General features: G+C 36.6%; 18 protein-coding genes and 1 other annotated feature. Of the genes, 11 read left to right on the top strand and 7 right to left on the bottom strand.

Features of this window, described 5'->3' with window-relative positions:
• Positions 1-125: 125 nt before the first annotated feature.
• Complete coding sequence (locus tag ABC228_RS10660) at positions 126-332, top strand: YuzI family membrane protein (protein ID WP_345825117.1); 207 nt, start codon at positions 126-128, stop codon at positions 330-332.
• A 137-nt stretch (positions 333-469) separates the two neighbouring features.
• On the top strand, positions 470-1,243 hold the full coding sequence (locus ABC228_RS10655) for a YjbA family protein (RefSeq protein ID WP_345825116.1): 774 nt from the start codon (positions 470-472) through the stop codon (positions 1,241-1,243).
• A gap of 7 nt (positions 1,244-1,250) precedes the next feature.
• Here ABC228_RS10655 and trpS read toward each other — a convergent pair whose 3' ends face one another.
• From trpS to ABC228_RS10635, 4 genes are all read right to left on the bottom strand, one after another.
• Entirely contained in the window at positions 1,251-2,249 is a 999-nt protein-coding gene (trpS, locus tag ABC228_RS10650) for a tryptophan--tRNA ligase (protein ID WP_345825115.1), read from the bottom strand.
• A 67-nt stretch (positions 2,250-2,316) separates the two neighbouring features.
• Positions 2,317-2,497: a binding site (T-box leader), on the bottom strand.
• 103 nt (positions 2,498-2,600) lie between these two features.
• A complete protein-coding gene (locus ABC228_RS10645; protein WP_345825114.1) occupies positions 2,601-2,873 on the bottom strand; it encodes a phospholipase in 273 nt (90 codons plus the stop codon).
• Positions 2,874-3,127: 254 nt separating this feature from the next.
• Positions 3,128-3,844 (bottom strand): ZIP family metal transporter, encoded by a 717-nt coding sequence (locus ABC228_RS10640; RefSeq protein WP_345825113.1) that lies wholly within the window; start codon positions 3,842-3,844, stop codon positions 3,128-3,130.
• Between the two features lie 179 nt (positions 3,845-4,023).
• Positions 4,024-4,476 carry a GNAT family N-acetyltransferase gene (locus tag ABC228_RS10635; protein ID WP_345825112.1) on the bottom strand — a complete coding sequence of 151 codons (453 nt, stop codon included), beginning with the start codon at positions 4,474-4,476 and terminating at the stop codon, positions 4,024-4,026.
• 408 nt (positions 4,477-4,884) lie between these two features.
• Here ABC228_RS10635 and ABC228_RS10630 point away from each other — a divergent pair, with 408 nt between their 5' ends.
• The 4 genes from ABC228_RS10630 (at position 4,885) to ABC228_RS10615 (ending at position 7,716) form a co-directional block, all read left to right on the top strand.
• Complete coding sequence (locus tag ABC228_RS10630) at positions 4,885-5,181, top strand: hypothetical protein (RefSeq protein ID WP_345825111.1); 297 nt, start codon at positions 4,885-4,887, stop codon at positions 5,179-5,181.
• Between the two features lie 323 nt (positions 5,182-5,504).
• On the top strand, positions 5,505-5,912 hold the full coding sequence (locus tag ABC228_RS10625) for a hypothetical protein (protein ID WP_345825110.1): 408 nt from the start codon (positions 5,505-5,507) through the stop codon (positions 5,910-5,912).
• Between the two features lie 149 nt (positions 5,913-6,061).
• Positions 6,062-6,535: a YusW family protein gene (locus tag ABC228_RS10620; protein ID WP_345825109.1), complete on the top strand. Its 474-nt coding sequence runs from the start codon at positions 6,062-6,064 to the stop codon at positions 6,533-6,535.
• 35 nt (positions 6,536-6,570) lie between these two features.
• Positions 6,571-7,716, top strand: coding sequence for a PQQ-dependent sugar dehydrogenase (locus ABC228_RS10615; protein WP_345825108.1), 1,146 nt, complete (start codon positions 6,571-6,573; stop codon positions 7,714-7,716).
• Positions 7,717-7,763: 47 nt separating this feature from the next.
• Here ABC228_RS10615 and ABC228_RS10610 read toward each other — a convergent pair whose 3' ends face one another.
• On the bottom strand, positions 7,764-9,971 hold the full coding sequence (locus ABC228_RS10610; protein ID WP_345825517.1) for an outer membrane protein assembly factor BamB family protein: 2,208 nt from the start codon (positions 9,969-9,971) through the stop codon (positions 7,764-7,766).
• A 334-nt stretch (positions 9,972-10,305) separates the two neighbouring features.
• Between ABC228_RS10610 and ABC228_RS10605 the strand changes: the two genes are divergently transcribed.
• Both ABC228_RS10605 and ABC228_RS10600 read left to right on the top strand, forming a co-directional pair.
• Complete coding sequence (locus ABC228_RS10605; protein ID WP_345825107.1) at positions 10,306-11,532, top strand: putative glycoside hydrolase; 1,227 nt, start codon at positions 10,306-10,308, stop codon at positions 11,530-11,532.
• Positions 11,533-11,772: 240 nt separating this feature from the next.
• Positions 11,773-12,366 carry a GNAT family N-acetyltransferase gene (locus ABC228_RS10600; protein ID WP_345825106.1) on the top strand — a complete coding sequence of 198 codons (594 nt, stop codon included), beginning with the start codon at positions 11,773-11,775 and terminating at the stop codon, positions 12,364-12,366.
• Between the two features lie 155 nt (positions 12,367-12,521).
• On the opposite strand, the gene ABC228_RS10595 is transcribed toward ABC228_RS10600, so the two are convergent.
• Both ABC228_RS10595 and ABC228_RS10590 read right to left on the bottom strand, forming a co-directional pair.
• Positions 12,522-13,832: an ammonium transporter gene (locus ABC228_RS10595; protein ID WP_345825105.1), complete on the bottom strand. Its 1,311-nt coding sequence runs from the start codon at positions 13,830-13,832 to the stop codon at positions 12,522-12,524.
• A 28-nt stretch (positions 13,833-13,860) separates the two neighbouring features.
• The gene (locus tag ABC228_RS10590; protein ID WP_345825104.1) at positions 13,861-14,202 is read right to left on the bottom strand and encodes a P-II family nitrogen regulator; all 342 of its coding nucleotides are present in this window, start codon (positions 14,200-14,202) and stop codon (positions 13,861-13,863) included.
• Between the two features lie 406 nt (positions 14,203-14,608).
• Between ABC228_RS10590 and spxA the strand changes: the two genes are divergently transcribed.
• From spxA to ABC228_RS10575, 3 genes are all read left to right on the top strand, one after another.
• On the top strand, positions 14,609-15,004 hold the full coding sequence (gene spxA, locus ABC228_RS10585) for a transcriptional regulator SpxA (RefSeq protein ID WP_345825103.1): 396 nt from the start codon (positions 14,609-14,611) through the stop codon (positions 15,002-15,004).
• A gap of 269 nt (positions 15,005-15,273) precedes the next feature.
• Entirely contained in the window at positions 15,274-15,960 is a 687-nt protein-coding gene (mecA, locus tag ABC228_RS10580; RefSeq protein ID WP_345825102.1) for an adaptor protein MecA, read from the top strand.
• 89 nt (positions 15,961-16,049) lie between these two features.
• A complete protein-coding gene (locus ABC228_RS10575) occupies positions 16,050-17,237 on the top strand; it encodes a competence protein CoiA (RefSeq protein WP_345825101.1) in 1,188 nt (395 codons plus the stop codon).
• The last annotated feature ends 39 nt before the right edge of the window (positions 17,238-17,276 follow it).

Raw genomic sequence — 17,276 nt, 5'->3', positions numbered from 1 at the left:
TTCTCCTTCTCCAATCAAACATACATACCTCACAATCAGTTTAATAGCTCTAGCAACTTTTCAATCATGTAAATCTCCGCCCCAGCATATCATGTAATAAAAGGACAAGCATAGGTGGTCATGGAATGGGATATATATTTTTATTTTTGATTGGGTTTGGACTAGCAGTTACAGGTGGTGTAACGCTGATTTCGTATATGAATTTTTTGCCTGCAGGTGTGTCATGGGCAGAATATTTTATTTTTGTTAGTGGGCGAATGGAGTGCTATTTTCTCCCAATCGGTTTTCTATTGATGACCTTTGTTATATACACCTATCCGAATAAATCCTAAACGGTTTTCGGCACAATCGAATAAATTTCTAAATGATGGTCATAATGTATTTTAAGTGTATGTTCAAAAAGAACTGGAATAGATGGTAAATTTTTGAACAACCTCAATTGATTCATTCGGGAAGTGAGGGGTGTTGTATGTTATATTTACACGATGTTTGGGTGAACTGGTTCGAAGGAGAAGAAAACGGCTATAATGTTTGTTATTTTCATGAATGGCGAAAAGATGATGGTATTGAATTACTTGATCAAGTTCCATTAGTATACATAACTGAACCATTGTATCGATACATTGAAAATGATATGCATGATTTGCCTCAAGGTTTACTTGATGCAATTTACAAACGCGCTTATACTCGAAAAGGCCAAGATCGTTCGGTTGTCGATTACGCCTGTGTCGTAACAGATGGAAATGATATCCTAGTGTTCGATACAATTGGCTATCGTATTCCAATCCGAAAGAGCCGACTCATCCCTAGACAGGAACAGCTTGTATTTGAAATGATTGAAAAAGCGAAGCCACAGAGTTTTGGCTTTGATGAAATGACTTATGAAAAAGAATATCATATGCTTTCTATGTCGCCGGACTTAGTATTTGGATTGACAAGAAGAGAGCGGCAGTTAAAGCAATTGTTGATGATGGGGTTAGATCAACTACGTACATCGAATAACATAGAAGAATTACGTTATTGGTTAACGGAATGGAATCCAAAAAAATACCCATTTATTCGCTTTATGGATGAGGATGAAGTGTGGCAGGCTTTATATGATGGTGTTAAGTTCGGTTGGAGTCTTGCACATGAGGAGCTTTGTGAGAAAATTATTAAGGGGCAACCATTTCTTGAAAAGATGTGGGAGCTTGAAAGCAGTTATGCAGAAGGAGCATCCAAACAGAAATCAAAAAATCAGTGAGAAGCACTCACTGATTTTTCTTTTTGACTCTACCAAGTCCCATTGCTTTTTTCGCTTTTTGAATAGTCTTATTCGCAACTAATGATGCTTTTTCAGCACCTTGATCTAAAATTTGGTCCAATAAGGCTGAATCAAGAATCTCATAATAACGGTCTTGAATCGGTTTTAGAACATTAATAATTGCATCTGCAACACCTTGTTTAAAATCGCCATACCCTTTTCCTTCATATTTTCTTTCAAGCTCTTCAATCGTCTCACCAGAAAATACAGCGTGTATATCTAATAAATTTGAGACACCTGGCTTATTTTCTTTATCATATTTCACAATACCTTCTGAATCGGTAACAGCGCTTTTGATTTTCTTTTCGATTTTTTTCGGATCATCTAGCATGAAGATGGATGCTTTTGCATTTTCATCAGATTTACTCATTTTTTTTGTTGGCTCTTGTAGTGACATAATACGGGCACCAACTTTAGGAATGCTAATTTCCGGTACGGTAAATACATCTAAGAAGCGATTGTTAAAGCGCTGCGCTAAATCTCTCGTTAATTCTAAATGTTGTTTCTGATCGTCTCCAACAGGTACTAAATCTGTATTGTATAAAAGGATATCAGCTGCCATTAGAGATGGATAGGTAAATAGTGCTGAAGATACAGCTTCTTTCCCCTCGGATTTATCCTTAAATTGTGTCATCCTTTCCAATTCACCCATATAACTGATGGACTGCATCATCCATCCTAACTGTGTATGAGCAGGTACTTCTGACTGGATAAATAGGGTTGATTTATTCGGGTCAATCCCTGATGCAAGATAAATTGCTGCTAGTGACCGGATGTTATCACGTAGCTTTAATCGTTCTTGTGGAACCGTTACAGCATGCTCATCTACAATACAAAAGAAACAGTTATGACTGTTTTGTAGTTCGACGAATTGCCGGATAGCTCCAACATAGTTGCCAATGGTTAAGGTTCCACTGGGCTGAATACCAGAAAAAATTGTACTCACTGTAATTCACTCCTAATCAAGTTAATTAATGGTTAGGGAATAAAAAAAAGCCCATTCATTCCCTATAGAAAGGGACGAATGAACCGCGGTGCCACCCTTATTACCTTACTTAAAAAGCAAGATCACTTTAAACGTTTTGATAAAGCTCCAAAGTCCAATTCCAATATACCTTGATGCTTGTTTCCACCGACCACAAGCTCTCTAAAATTCAGCGGGCAATTGTACTACGCCTTCTTCATAGCCATATTGAGTTTTTATTATTATATATAGACTTGTTATGAATTGCAAGAAGAAAAATTTAAAAAATCTTTCTTGTTTCGTGAGTTTCCTAAATCAGTAAGCGAGGAGTAGCTAAAACATCGTTTTAATCCGCATAAAATTATAAAGTGTTCTAGCGTGACGGCCCTTTTGTGTTTGTCGATTAATTTTTGGGCGTAATTGCCGGATAAATGCTTCATCACATGCGCGTCTATTTCCGGATCTTCGATAGCATTCATCATGAGCCTTACAAAGGGCATCCACATCATTAACTGGGGCTCCTGGGCCACTACAACCAGGTCCACACCAATTGTATCCAGGGAAGATACATAATCGAAAGCCTCTATTTCGAGTGTTCGACACCATTTTTATTCTCCTTTCTTTTGGGATATAGCTACTATAATTTATTCATCTAAGGTTATAATTGCTTAAGCCAGTACCTAGTGATGGTTACTAAAAAAATCATTTGCCTCCAGGATGAAGCCTGTTTGGCTAAGAAGCAATTAAACATGAGCTGATGAGACCAAACAAAAAAAGCGGTATTCACCACTTTTTTAGATAGAATTTTTATTTATAGCAATGTTAACGACAGAAAGTTCCATCAAACTCCTAATCTTTATTTAGTTCATGTACAAATAAATAATTCCAACTCCCACCAATCCAATAATAGTTGAATATATAAGGTTGGATTCTTTCACTGCCTCTAAAAATATTTCTCTAATGGCCACCATAAATATAATTGCAATGGCTAGGTTAATAAGTAGGGCTAGTAATGAGGGCATATTGATGTGAAAGGCTTGTCCAAGTAATGAACCAACTGCAATTGGGAATGTTACAAGAATCGTGATTAATATCCAAGAAAGTAACCCAAATCCAGCAAGAAATAATGGGGTAAATACAATGATTCCTTCGGGGATATTATGTAAGATTAATGTTGTTAGCATTAATCCTCCTAAATCTGTACCAAGTGTTGAACCGAGTGCAATACCCACAGGGAAATTATGTATCGCTATACTAATGGCTAACAGCGTACCGGAACGAATAAAGATCTCCTTCCTGTTACTATTCGTAATAATGATAATGTTGTTCATTATTTGATGAAGAAAATGAAATAACACAAGCCCAAATCCGAGACCAATTATTAGAATAATCCATCCACCCAATTCAATACTTTCTGGAATCATCTCCAGACATAATAGCCCAATGATAAGTCCAGCGCAAAGCGAATATGTAAAGGCAAAGCCTTTTTGAATACCTTTCAATAACCAAGCTAGTCCACCGCCAACACCAATTCCTAGTGCAGATGCAATCGCGCCCATTATCCATGCTGTACTCATCTAATCGCTCCTTAACAATGTCCTTATTATTCTATATTACAATCCAGTGAGATATAGACTAGTAAATAAGACATGAGAGTATTTTACAGAAAAGTATGCTTGCAGTAATTGTTCGTTTACTGATTATATTTTACCTATTTCAGATGCTAGATAAGTTTAGGGTGTGAGTTATTCACACCCTAATCCGTATTAGACCCGAAGTCTAATTTCATCGTTGTATATAGGTCTTGAAAGCCAAGTTTCCGATAGAGATTTTTTGCTCCATTTCCAACAAATACATTCAATTGAATTTCTTGACACCCTTGTTGTTTTAAATGAATTGTTGCTTCTTTACATAACTCCCGTGCTATTCCCGCATTTCGATATTCTGGTAAAACGTATAATTCTTGAATAAATCCAATCTCTTTATCCGTATAGCTGTCATAGGTGACACCTATCCCAATCCAGCCTTTAATTTTGTTGTTTTCTGTATTTATGAAATAATATCCCCCGTTATTTAAAAATAATGAAACACTTTGGAGTGCCTTATCCCAGCTAGGCTCTATATGGCCAACGGTGGATTCCGTAAAAACATTTATGGCATGATTTAAAATAAACTGTGTTTCGTTATAGGTCGCGCTTTGAATTGTCATTTCATTATTACTCCTCTACGATTATAGTAGATAATTTTTCTGAAAACAGATTTGCCCGAAGTTATCTTAAAATAATCTCCATTCATCAACATAATCTGGTTGATGAATTTCTCTCTTCTAATTCTTGTATATAGTGTATTGTCAATGCTATTGTATGGTCACTTCTTTATTAAAAAGTAGTATACGAAAAGAACGTAGTCATTACGATATCAGTTCCATACATAGGCATCATCGTTAATCTGAACTTTTCGTGACGTGCGTGAGTTAACCAGTAGATGTATGGATCTACAATACCTCGTAAAAATAAATAGCAGTTTCATATAAGGAAATCGCCCATTACATTTTTGTTGGTGTTCCATAGGCTATAGTGAATAGAAATAAATTATTTCTAGGAAAGGGAGAATCAACATGCATGGAGTAAGAAATAACCTACCTATGTATAGAGGACCACAACAAAGATTTGGAGCAGGATTTGGTGGTATAAGTCCTCTAACTGCAGGACTAATTGGTGCTGGTTTGGGATTTTTAGGTGGAGAATTATTTGATAATGGACCAGGTTTTGGAGGATACGGACCGGGCTTTGGCGGATATGGTCCTGGATTTAGTGGACCTGGATATTACGGGAATGTACCGGGATATGGTTTTCCTGGATATCAGGCAGGATTCCAAAACCCTGTATATGGATATAGACCAGACTTCTATTAATTTTTCCTGATAAGAAATGTATAAATTGACTAAGGACCTTCTATATTGCTGAAGGTTCTTAGTTAATTAATTGTGCATATTTGGACTCTGTAAGGACTTCTTAGGAAAAATTAATAAAAGGATTCTCAGGACAAGTCTCAGAAAAAGTGAAAATAAATATGAACATGCTTGCAAATAATTTAAGAACGCAACATTCTTATCAAAACAGAATTTTGCATTTTTTACCAAATGCATCGATATTACTCCCTCTCTACGATGATGTATATTTCTCATCCTAATGCCAACAATTAATAGAGTAGCACAAGATAAAGAGGCGAGAGGAAATGAACTTTTTTCGGGGAGATGCCCACAAATTGTTTTTAACATTAAAAAAACAAAAGGATTTAGAATCCAATAAACTACTAAAGGAAGCTTCTGATATTAGGTCTTTCTATGAATCTCTTGACAGTAAGATTCTTCAGTTAGTCTATTATCGTATGATTAAAGAACAGAATGGAATGGGTGTTATTCCAATATTTGTTACTTCTATTCCTTGGCTTTTATTTCTGTTTTCAAGTAAGCTCCAAGATGTTTTGTTTAACGATGGCAATATGATCTGGATAATCTTTATATCCGTTTATCTAATATTACTTACGATTAGTGTCACATTTCATTTTAGAGAGAAAGCATGGGCAGCATTTCATCTTGAAATTATTAGTGATGTACTAAGCGAACGAGAATGTAGTGACTAAAAGGAATTCAAATTTAATCAATTTGGGTTCTTTTTTTATTTTCTAATCGATTGTAGTTTATGAAAAATACTATCGTTTCTATGAAAATTATGAATATCTATGAAAATTATGGAAATAATAGGGACTATATAATGAATTGGAGGTAGTTTATGAAAAAACTAGTCTTAACAAGTTTATTCGTTACAATGGTTTTTATAGTAACAGCGTGTGGTGATGATGAAAATTCATCTCATGATCAATCAACTACGAGCGAAAATCAACCAGCTATGAGTATAGAGGATGTTGTAGAAAAAATGGATGCATTGGATTATTCTGTTGTAGATTTTGATGTGCTATACGCTGATACAGAATTTGAAGGTGAGATTGAACATGATGCGGGATTAGTAGAAGCGGAATTTTATTATCCGTTAGAGGAAGTAGACGCTCGTGGAAAGGAAGCTTTTGATGCAATTTTTCCTTTTGTGCAGAAATTAGATGTACATTATGACATGACGGATGAAGAAGCAATAAAGGCATCACTTGAGGTATTCAACCTGCCAGAAAATTTTTTGAAAGCTGAATTAGAAGTAAAGTTCAAGGATGGTACACAGAAGACATTTATAGTAAACAATAACGAAATGTAAGTGATGTAGAAAAAGAAAGTAAGAGGTGAATATTATTGAAAAAATATGGTTTTTTAGGGTTGATTGGCTTGCTTCTTGTTGCAAGCGTTGTTATGCTTTTATCGAATAATCGGAACGTAGATGAGGAGACTAAGCAACCTACTCATAAAGATAATAAAGATGCGATTCAGGTTTTGGAAGAATCCGTTGAGGTGGTTTCTTCAGATGATGGAAATATCAATGCGAATAAGCTTTTTATTCCTTGGACAATCAATAAAAATGGAAGCTTGTTTTACTTAAGTCAAAGGGATGGAACCGTGGTGGAGATTGATGGGGATTTTGGGCTAGTTGAGGTCCAGGATGTACAGGTTAACGAAGCAATTCTTCATGAAGGTGAAGGTGGCTTTCTTGGATTTACGTTAGCTCCAGATTTTGAGACTTCAAAGAAAGCATTTGCTTTTCATACGTATGAAAAGGATGGGGAAACCCTTAATCGGATTGTCTCTTTAGTTTTGGATGGAACCACGTGGAAGGAAGATTCTGTATTATTAGAAGAAATTCCTGGTGGCGAGCTTAATAATGGAGGCAGGGTTCAAATTGGCCCAGATGGTAAACTGTATGCTACTACTGGTGATACTGGAAAAGGTGAGCTTGCACAAGATCTAGATAGCCTCGCTGGAAAAATTTTAAGGTTGGAGCTAAATGGGGAGGTACCGGAGGATAATCCATTTGCAGATTCGTATGTGTTCTCATATGGACATCGTAATTCTCAAGGGTTATCTTGGGATGATAATGGGACCTTATATAGCTCGGAGCACGGTGAAGATGGTCATGATGAAATTAATATAATTGAATCAGGAAACAACTATGGTTGGCCAGAAATTCAAGGTGATGAGGAAGCTCCTGATATGGTGACGCCAGTGTTTCATTCTGGAAATGAGACATGGGCTCCATCTGGTATGGCTTTTCGTGATGGACAATTGTTTATTGCCTCCTTGGCAGGTAAGAAAATTTTCACATATGATTTAGCGAATGGTGAAATTAAAGATTTCTATGATGAAGCGGGAAGGCTGCGTGATGTTCTAATCGAAGATGATGGATTATTTACCATAACAAATAATCATGACAGTCGCGGTGAACCAACAGAAAAGGATGACCGATTAATACACGTTCCACTAGCAGAAAAATCATCCTCAGAATAATGAAACAAAGGTAATTGCTAATCAAGCAATTACCTTTGTTTTTTTGCTTATTCATCCTTATTCATAAGTGTCTTTAAATACTCCACCAGAGCATTAATTTCTTCTTCTGACAATATGTCTTCAAACTTTGGCATAGATCCGCCGCCCTTTTTAATTTGCTCTACTAGTTCCTCATCGCTAAGGGTAGCATTTTCTATGTTTGGTCCATTATGGCCACCAACACCTTCGGCACCATGACATGCTAGACAATTGTTTTCATATAGCTTTAATCCTTGTTCGGCAACTTCTCCGCCGTCACTTTCTGTTACACCTTCACTATTGTCATTGTCAGTATCCTTGTGAACTGGAGATGTATTAATGGCGTCCTCTGGGATATCCTCTAATGATGCGTATTCTCCTTCTAAGGAGAATGTATAAATTTTATCCCCATGCTTACTTCCGGCTAAAGTGTTTCCTGCTGAAAAGATTGAAATATACTGTTTGCCATCAACCTCGTACGTAATTGGGGGAGCGTTTGCACCAGCATCGGTCATAAATTCCCACACTTGGTCTCCAGTTGTTGCATCATATGCAATAATCCGTCCATCATTATGACCAGTAAAAACGAGATTCCCTTTTGTGGTCAATATTCCACTGTACGCAATACTATCCCAATTTTTTTGCCAAACAATTTTATTGGTTTTTATGTCGATAGCGGTAACTGTTCCTCGACTAGGTGTATTCTCAACCGGCTGCCAAATACTCCCAATCCATTCTTTCCCCTCTACAAACTTATTTGCTTCATCCTCTGCATAATGAGCGTAGGCGAAATAGTTGTCATTTCCTAATACATAAAACATTTCAGTATTTGGATTATAGGCAGAAGGTGGCCAGTTTGCTCCACCTTGAGGAGATGGTTTTATCGTCATTGGCTCATCCCAGAATGGTGTAAACATGTCACCAACCTTACCTTCAAAATCTTCTGGTAAATCATTTTTAATATCCTCTTCCGATATGGATTGTGGTACAAAGTTATCACCGATTGGAAATGGTTGTGTAGGAGATGTTTTTTGTCTATCATCCTGAGGAACTGGTTTTTCTTCAATTCCGATTAACGGTTCACCGTTTGTTCGATCCAGAATATACACCCATCCGGTTTTTCCAGCTTGAGCAATACCTTTTTTCATTTGCCCATCCATTTCAACATCGAATAGTACAACCGGGTTGGCAGGGTCCATATCCCAAATATCATGATGTACCTCCTGAAAGTGCCATTGATAATCACCAGTATCTGCATCTAAAGCCAGAACCGAGTCGGAATATAGATTATCACCTTCACGATTACTTCCATCTAAGTCAGGTGATGTGTTTCCAGTTGCAAAATAAATCATTCCTAACTCTGGGTCTACAGCTGGCGTCTGCCAAATGGGAGCCCCACCAGTAATGGCGCTATTACTATCCTCTGGCCAGGTTTCTGATCCTTCCTCACCAGGAGCGGGGAGTGTATACGTTCGCCACAGCTCTCTACCCATTTCGGCGTCATAAGCGGCTAAAAATCCTCGAATCCCATATTCGCCACCAGCAATACCGGTATAAACCTTTCCATCATAAAATAGTGGAGCACTTGTTATCGTATATCCTTTTTCCCATTCTGCCACTTGTGTCTCCCAAACTAACTCACCGGTTTTTTGATCAAGAGCAATTAGGCGTGCATCTAATAATCCGACAAATACAAGTCCATTTCCTAAAGCAACTCCTCGGCTTGTCCACCCACAGCACACCGTATCTAATCCGTCTGCTATCTGAGGGGTGTATTCCCATATTATTTCACCTGTTTTGGCATCGAGAGCCTGTACAACATTCGCTCCTGTAATAGTAAACATAACGCCATCATAGACAAGTGGTGTTGCTTCACCAGAATACTTAAATTCAGAACCAGATCCCAAGCTCGTAACCCATTCAACCTTAAGGTTCTTCACATTTGATGTATCAATTTTTTCTAATGGTGAATACCTGCCATTATAAATATTTCCACCATTGGTCACCCAGTTGCCTGCAGGATCCTTTGTCAACTCCTCAGCTGAAAAGTCGGGCGCTACCTCTGCCTTATAGTCCATATGTTGAACAGAACTATGCGCATCTTTTTTGTCTGAATCGTTTTCTGTTTCTTCTGTTGGTGTTTCTTCTTTTTGCCCTTCATCCTTTGTTTCATCTTGATTCCTACATCCAACGAGTATGAAAAGGATCGTGCCAGTAATAATTAACCATTTACGCATATTCACACGTACAAAACTCCTTTCTTGTGTCTAGATGTATATTCTTTTGTAATTTGCCCGTATCTACTTAAATTAACCTTTTATGTAAGGAAACGATTTGTAGTTAAAAAATGGCAAAATTAGAAAATGAGCTAATCCTACAATTGGAAATAGCTTAAATCGTTATTTCTTGCTTTTATCCGACATAAATAAGGCAAAATATCGACATAAATCTAGTATTTTCCATTCAAATTCTAACATTTCTGTTTTATAATAGATTTAAAGTGTTGCAAACGAATAGTTGTGAAATCAACTTGAGGGAGCATACTTAATTTTTGTTTAGGAGATTGATAGTATGAAAAATACACAACTTAAGAGACTCATTATTCCAATAGCTCTCCTACTCGTAATTATACTTCCGTTTGCAATACCCGAAAAAAGTAGTGGAGATGAAGAATTAGTTGCATCTGACCATCCACAGAGACAGACAAGTATTCAGCCGTTGGATGAAAGTGCAGATCTAAAGCGCTTTGTTTTTGATTCGGGTTATCATTTTGAATATCCAGATGCGGTAAGAGGGATTTATGTAACAGGACATTCTGCTGGTGGTAGTCGTTTTGATACGTTATTGAATTTAGTCAATACAACAGACCTTAATGCAATGGTTGTTGACATTAAAGATGATCATGGGTATTTAACGTATAAGACAGAAGAAGGATCTCCTTATGCAGATATTGGCCAAAATTATATTAAGAATCCTGTTCAAATGATGGAAACTTTGGAAGAAAATGAAGTTTATCCAATTGCAAGAATTGTTGTATTTAAGGATAGTGTTCTTGCAAAAAGCCGTCCAGATTTATCGTACACGGAGAATGGTGAAGTATGGAAAAATAATCGTGGTGAAGCTTTTGTAAACCCATTTATGAAAGAAGTTTGGGAATATAATGTTGAAATTGCTAAAATGGCAGCTGAAATGGGCTTTAAAGAAATCCAATTTGATTATGTTCGTTTCCCAGAAGGATTTGAGCATCGTGATCATGAGCTAGGTTACTCGCAGGGTGATTACGCAGATTCTGAGTTGGATAATGTGCAAAGACGTGTACAAGCTGTGACAGATTTTGTTGCATATGCAAAAAAAGAGCTAGAGCCTTATGATGTTGATGTATCTGTTGATATCTTTGGATATTCTGCAACGATACCAGAAGCGCCTGGGATTGGTCAAAACTTCTCAAAAATATCATCGAATGTCGATGTTATTTCTTCGATGATTTATCCTAGTCATTGGACCAATAATTACTTTGGAATTGCAGTTCCAGATGCGGAACCATATCGCTTAACAGCTGAATATGCAAAAGTAGAAAATGAAGTGCTCGGAAAACTTGAAAACCCGCCGGTATCTAGACCGTGGATTCAGGATTTTGAAGCTCCTTGGATCTATTCAGGAACTGGTTTACCAGTTACACAGTATGGTAAAGCGGAGGTAGAGGCACAAATCAAGGCGCTTCAAGATAATGGAATAAATGAGTTTTTAATATGGAATGCAGGAAATACGTACTCGGAAAACGTTGATTATACGCCATAATATAGGAAAAAAAGCGAAACTGTTAATAAAAGTTCCGCTTTTTTTCGTATAACTACATATACTGATACTATTCAACCCGAAAGGCGATTTAACATAATATAGCGTTTTCGTTATAATTAATATAACTTGTAAATGTTAGGTTACCTAAGACATGTACTGGCAGTATAAATTTATAGCATTTCACATATTGTACTAATGGTACTGTGTCACACAAACAACGAAAGACGAAGGAGTAGATCAATGGATTGGTATGAAAAGCTAAGCAAGTATTTCCCGATAGAGGAAATGAAATCTAAAGAACATATGGAGCTACTATTAAAGGAAAAAGGTGACGTATATCATAAAGATGAAGGTCCATTTCATGTTTTGATGTATGCTGAGTTTGACACCTTTATTTTCATCGATTATGTATGGGTTTCAGCAAAATCAAGAGGACAAGGTATTGGTCACAAGCTAATTGAGAAATTGAAACAGCATAATAAGCCGATAATTCTTGAAGTAGAACCGGTGGATTATGATGATACAGATACCGAAAAGAGACTACATTTTTACAAACGTGAAGGATTTACACATGCACAGTCAATTGGATACAATCGTCGATCACTTGCGACAAATAAAGAAAACGCAATGGAAATCCTTTATTGGTCACCAAGTAATGAATCAGAGGAAATGATTTACGAACAAATGCGTAAAATGTACGAGTATATTCATACTTATAAGGATGAAGAAATCTATGGTCAGGCATATCAGCCTGTCGATGAAGTGCTAACGTATAATGAGGATCGAGAATCAGAAGATATCTTAGCTGGGCTAGAACAAGATCAAGTCAAGTAAATATAAGCTTTCCCATAATGTAATATGATGTATGTGCGTGAATTATTGTAAATACAAACGCAACAAGCCTCTTCCAATCAGGAAGAGGCTTGTTGCGTCACTTTTAGGGAGTTGCTATATAGAAACTAATGCTGATAAGCAATAGTGTTCTACCATTATTGAACGGTTTTACTTTTTGTTTGACTTACCGTTAAGTTGTTTAAACGATCTGCTAGGGCAAGGCCAGTTGCAGGAGATTCCATATCATCATTTGTTAACAGTGTTTCTTTAAAATCATAAGCGTTCGATCCATGCTCAGCAAAGTCTAGACCAGCAATCTCTTCTTCTTTGGCTACACGAATAGGGGAGATTGCATTTAATAACAGCGTAAATCCACCAATTGTAACAGCTACCCAAGCGATGACAGCAAGAACGCCAACTGTTTGAATTCCTAACTGTGATAAACCGTGTCCATAGAAAACACCCGTAGAGGTGGAAAACAACCCTACTGCTAAAGTTCCCCAGATTCCCAAAAGGCCATGAACGGTAATGGCCCCAACTGGGTCATCAATTTTAAGCTTCGCATCTAAGAAACGAATACCCTCTACTAGAATGACACCAGATATCAATCCAACGATAATAGATCCGCCAAGTGAAATTTCTGCACAACCCGCCGTTATTCCTACTAAACCAGCTAAAACTCCGTTAAGCGATAATGAAGCATCTACACGTTTAAATCGTAGTTTTGTATAAGCGGCTGAAGATATAAGTGCTGCGGAAGTAGATAATAAGGTTGTTCCAATCACCATTGGCACTAATTCTGGGTCAGCAGCTAATGAGCTACCACCGTTAAAGCCGAACCATCCAAGCCATAGTATAAACACACCGAGAGCTCCTAATGGAATATTATGCCCAGGTATGACATTGACTTTCTTTCCGCTATATTTTCCTAAACGAGGACCTAAAATTAATACAACTACTAGTGCACCTACAGCACCAGTTAAGTGAACAACTGTTGAACCTGCGAAATCACTAAATCCTATATTAGTAAGCCATCCCTCGCCTTGCCAAACCCAATGACCAACTACCGGATATACAACTGCAGTCATGGCAACTACAATTAACATATAGCTTCCAAGTTTCATTCTTTCTGCTACAGCACCCGACATGATCGTTGCACATGTTGCAACAAACATTGCTTGGAATACGAAGAACCCGATATCACCCACTTCACTTAATAAGAAGCCATCAACACCAATAAACGATCCCATAGTACCTCCAAACATTAGTCCGTAACCAACGATAAAAAATAGTATTGCGGATACACTGATTGTTAGGAAGTTCTTCATTAAGATATTCAATGTGTTCTTAGACCTAGTAAAACCTGATTCAACCATTGCGAAGCCTGCATGCATAAAAAATACAAGGAAAGCTCCTAACATAACCCAAACGAGATTGATGGATAACGCTAATTCCTCTGGACTCATAATTATTCCTCCTTAATTCGTTTGAAATTTATAAAACAGCCTTTGCACCACGCTCTTTCGTGCGAATTCGAATGACTTCTTCAATTGGATGAATAAAGATTTTTCCATCTCCGACTTGACCTGTGTTGCATGCATCAATAATGATGCCCACAATTTCATCCACTTGATCATTATCAACTACCATTTCAACCTTTAATTTCGGTAGAAGCTGGATTTGAAAAGTTGTTCCTCGAAATAATCCTTTTTCTCCTTTTTGTTTACCCGTTCCAGCTGCTTCTGTAATTGTCAATCCACCAATACCAATCTCAGAAAGCTTACTTCTTAAACTCTGAAATTTTTCTGGACGGATGATTGCTTCCACTTTTTTCATTGTTCTCCCCCCTAATATAATGTAAGGTTTTATTACATCAAATAATATATAATACTTATCATAAGGGTATTATTTAACTAAATCAAGTGTTTTTTGTGATTTTTTTGAATAATACAACTTAAAATGTAAGGAAACCTAACATTATTTGAATTGTTAACAAAAAAATATAGACAATAAATGGGTTTTTACAAAGAAAAAGGTTTAATTGAGAATCGTTTGGGGTAAGTTATAGGTAAATGAAAACATTTTGTGAACATCAAGCAAATAATCGTTTTTTCCTTATGGATAATCTACCTTTTGCTTGACATGTATAGTATACTTATACATATAGGTTAATTAAACTTATTTTAATTTAATAACAAATTAAATGTTTACAAAGTGTGAGCAGAATGAGGAGTGAAGTATCATGGTAACACTTTATACCTCACCAAGTTGTACTTCTTGCAGAAAAGCAAAAGCGTGGCTAGAAACTAATGACATTCCTTTTAAGGAAAGGAATATATTTTCTGAACCATTATCATTAGACGAAATTAAAGAAATTTTACGTATGACTGAAGATGGTACAGATGAAATTATTTCAACTCGCTCGAAGGTTTTTCAAAAATTAGATGTTAATATTGACCAGCTTCCTCTAAAGGAACTATTTACTTTGATTCAACAAAATCCAGGTTTATTAAGAAGACCAATTATTCTTGATGAAAAAAGGCTGCAAGTAGGCTATAACGAAGATGAGATTCGCAGATTTCTACCTAGAACGGTACGTACCTTTCAACTACGCGAGGCTCAGCGTATGGTTAATTAGATAGACAATGATGAGAAAAGTGAAAAGCGCAGATCTATATTAGTGATCTGCGCTTTTCGTATCTAAATGATTGATTTGTGTATGATATTAGTAATGACAAAATAACGAAAGTAAGTTAAAATAGTGTTTTAAATAAAGATATATAGGCATATTAATTTTCAAAATGCAATATGCTAACATACAATTAAATAAAGATAGAATATTATTCTTTCTATAGATCAGGTGAAGAAGCTCTTCTGCCTATTATAAAAAGAAGGGAGAGAAAATGCATGGAAATCGAAAGAATTAATGAAAATACGGTCAAATTCTTTATCTCTTATATCGATATTGAAGATCGTGGATTCCAACGGGAAGAAATTTGGTACAATCGCGAGCGCAGTGAACAACTATTTTGGCAAATGATGGACGAGGTAAATTACAAGGAAGACTTTCATGTAGATGGCCCTTTATGGATTCAGGTGCACGCACTTGAAAAAGGTCTAGAAATTGTTGTCACAAAAGCGCAGCTTTCTAAAAATGGTGATAACCTTGAATTCCCGACAGAAGATGGCTCAACAATCGATATTCCAGTAGATGAAAAAGTGGAATCCTTCTTGGAAGAGAAATTTGGAAATAGTTCAAATGAGAATTCAGAAGAGGACTTTATTGAAGAAAATCTTTGGATTGTTGCAAGCTTTAAAGACTTTGAGGATGTAATTCAATTAAGCCATCATTTTCAAGAAGAAACGAATAGTGAGGAAGAAACACTATATTATTATAATGGAAAATACTATCTATATATGGAATTTTCAGAGGATGTTCTCGATGAGCATACGCAAGAAGATATCATATCCAGAGTACTTGAGTATGGTGATGACTCAGATATGACTATTCATGTATTAGATGAATATGGTAAAAAGATATTTGATACGAACACCTTCGAAGAGGTTAGAGCTCATTTTCCAGCAACTATTTAGATACCTATCAAAGGTGTCTTTTTTTTTTGCGCAAAGCAGGAATTATCACTTAAATAGCGAATATAAGGGGATGGAGGTGTTCAACTAGTATGCTTCAAGCAAAACTAAATACAGGAGAGCTGATAACGCTGTTCCAATTGTCTTCTGAAGAAATTGAAAAACTTCGATTCAAGGCGCGATTTTTTTGTCCAACTTGCCACAATCAGGTAATTATCAAAGCGGGCAGAAGTGTAACACCGCATTTTGCTCACAGCATTATGTCAGGCTGTCCATCCGGTGATGGAGGAGAAGGAGTTTACCATGAAAAGGGAAAGTATTTATTATTTCACTGGCTTCAACGTCAAAACGTGAATGCTTCATTGGAGGAATACATTCCTGAAATTAATCAGCGCCCAGATCTCTTGTTAAGAATCAATGAGAAGAAGGTAGCCATTGAATTTCAATGTGCCAGAATTTCCATACAAGAAATCATGAAACGAACAGAGGGCTATGTGAAAGTAGGGATTGTGCCAATCTGGATACTTGGTGCAAACCACTTTAAACGTAAAGGTACAAATCTAGTTCAGCTTGATCAGTTTACGCTTCATTTTATTCATCAATTTACCCCAGAACTTCCACTTGTTATATATTTTTACGACCCGGCATCCAGTCTTTTTATTACTGCTACAGATATCATTCAAACCACCAATTCCCAAGCAATCGCTAAACTATCATTTCGAAAGCTTGAAGACATGAATTTTTTAGGTATGTTCAAAGGTATGTTCCTTTCCAGTACTATGATCGTGGATGAATGGAAAAAAGCAAAGCAAAAATTCCGTATGTATCAGCCACGAAGACTTTACGGGAAAGAGTTAGCGTGGCATAGATGGCTCTATCTGAAAGGAACACATCGAGAATATTTGCCATCCGTCATTTATCTTCCTGTTTCATCGCAATATTTGCTGAATACTTCACCGTGGGATTGGCAAAGTCGTATTTGCCTCGAACTAATCACCCCTAGATCTACTGGGGAAATTATTTCATTACAGGCTTGTCAACGTCTATTAAAGAATTCGATTACAACCGAATCGCTACCTCTTATTCAACCCTCAAAAGATCCTATTATGGAGTACCTACAATTATTATGCAACCTTCAATTTATGACGCAAGTATCAGCTGAAGCTTTTGTGAAAACACACGATTTTTGCCATTATTCTCATATAGAAGAAGCATTAATAGGAGATACTAAACTAATGGATGTCCTTTTGCAAAAATTTTCAAGCAAATTACGAGCATGATACATAAATGATTCGTTATACTAAATAATATAGTTATTC

It is taken from the genome of Ornithinibacillus xuwenensis (genome assembly GCF_039614845.1).
Lineage (GTDB): Bacteria > Bacillota > Bacilli > Bacillales > Amphibacillaceae > Ornithinibacillus > Ornithinibacillus xuwenensis.
Note: the sequence above shows the minus strand (reverse complement) of the source record. Positions and strands in the feature narration are given on the sequence as shown.

Bases quoted from the DNA above. Each gene is read 5' to 3' on its own strand.
- ABC228_RS10660 (WP_345825117.1), top strand. From the start codon at position 126: ATGGGATATATATTTTTATTTTTGATTGGGTTTGGACTAGCAGTTACA.
- ABC228_RS10655 (WP_345825116.1), top strand. From the start codon at position 470: ATGTTATATTTACACGATGTTTGGGTGAACTGGTTCGAAGGAGAAGAA.
- ABC228_RS10645 (WP_345825114.1), bottom strand. From the start codon at position 2,873: ATGGTGTCGAACACTCGAAATAGAGGCTTTCGATTATGTATCTTCCCT.
- ABC228_RS10640 (WP_345825113.1), bottom strand. From the start codon at position 3,844: ATGAGTACAGCATGGATAATGGGCGCGATTGCATCTGCACTAGGAATT.
- ABC228_RS10635 (WP_345825112.1), bottom strand. From the start codon at position 4,476: ATGACAATTCAAAGCGCGACCTATAACGAAACACAGTTTATTTTAAAT.
- ABC228_RS10630 (WP_345825111.1), top strand. From the start codon at position 4,885: ATGCATGGAGTAAGAAATAACCTACCTATGTATAGAGGACCACAACAA.
- ABC228_RS10625 (WP_345825110.1), top strand. From the start codon at position 5,505: ATGAACTTTTTTCGGGGAGATGCCCACAAATTGTTTTTAACATTAAAA.
- ABC228_RS10620 (WP_345825109.1), top strand. From the start codon at position 6,062: ATGAAAAAACTAGTCTTAACAAGTTTATTCGTTACAATGGTTTTTATA.
- ABC228_RS10610 (WP_345825517.1), bottom strand. From the start codon at position 9,971: ATGCGTAAATGGTTAATTATTACTGGCACGATCCTTTTCATACTCGTT.
- ABC228_RS10605 (WP_345825107.1), top strand. From the start codon at position 10,306: ATGAAAAATACACAACTTAAGAGACTCATTATTCCAATAGCTCTCCTA.
- ABC228_RS10600 (WP_345825106.1), top strand. From the start codon at position 11,773: ATGGATTGGTATGAAAAGCTAAGCAAGTATTTCCCGATAGAGGAAATG.
- ABC228_RS10595 (WP_345825105.1), bottom strand. From the start codon at position 13,832: ATGAGTCCAGAGGAATTAGCGTTATCCATCAATCTCGTTTGGGTTATG.
- ABC228_RS10590 (WP_345825104.1), bottom strand. From the start codon at position 14,202: ATGAAAAAAGTGGAAGCAATCATCCGTCCAGAAAAATTTCAGAGTTTA.
- spxA (WP_345825103.1), top strand. From the start codon at position 14,609: ATGGTAACACTTTATACCTCACCAAGTTGTACTTCTTGCAGAAAAGCA.
- mecA (WP_345825102.1), top strand. From the start codon at position 15,274: ATGGAAATCGAAAGAATTAATGAAAATACGGTCAAATTCTTTATCTCT.
- ABC228_RS10575 (WP_345825101.1), top strand. From the start codon at position 16,050: ATGCTTCAAGCAAAACTAAATACAGGAGAGCTGATAACGCTGTTCCAA.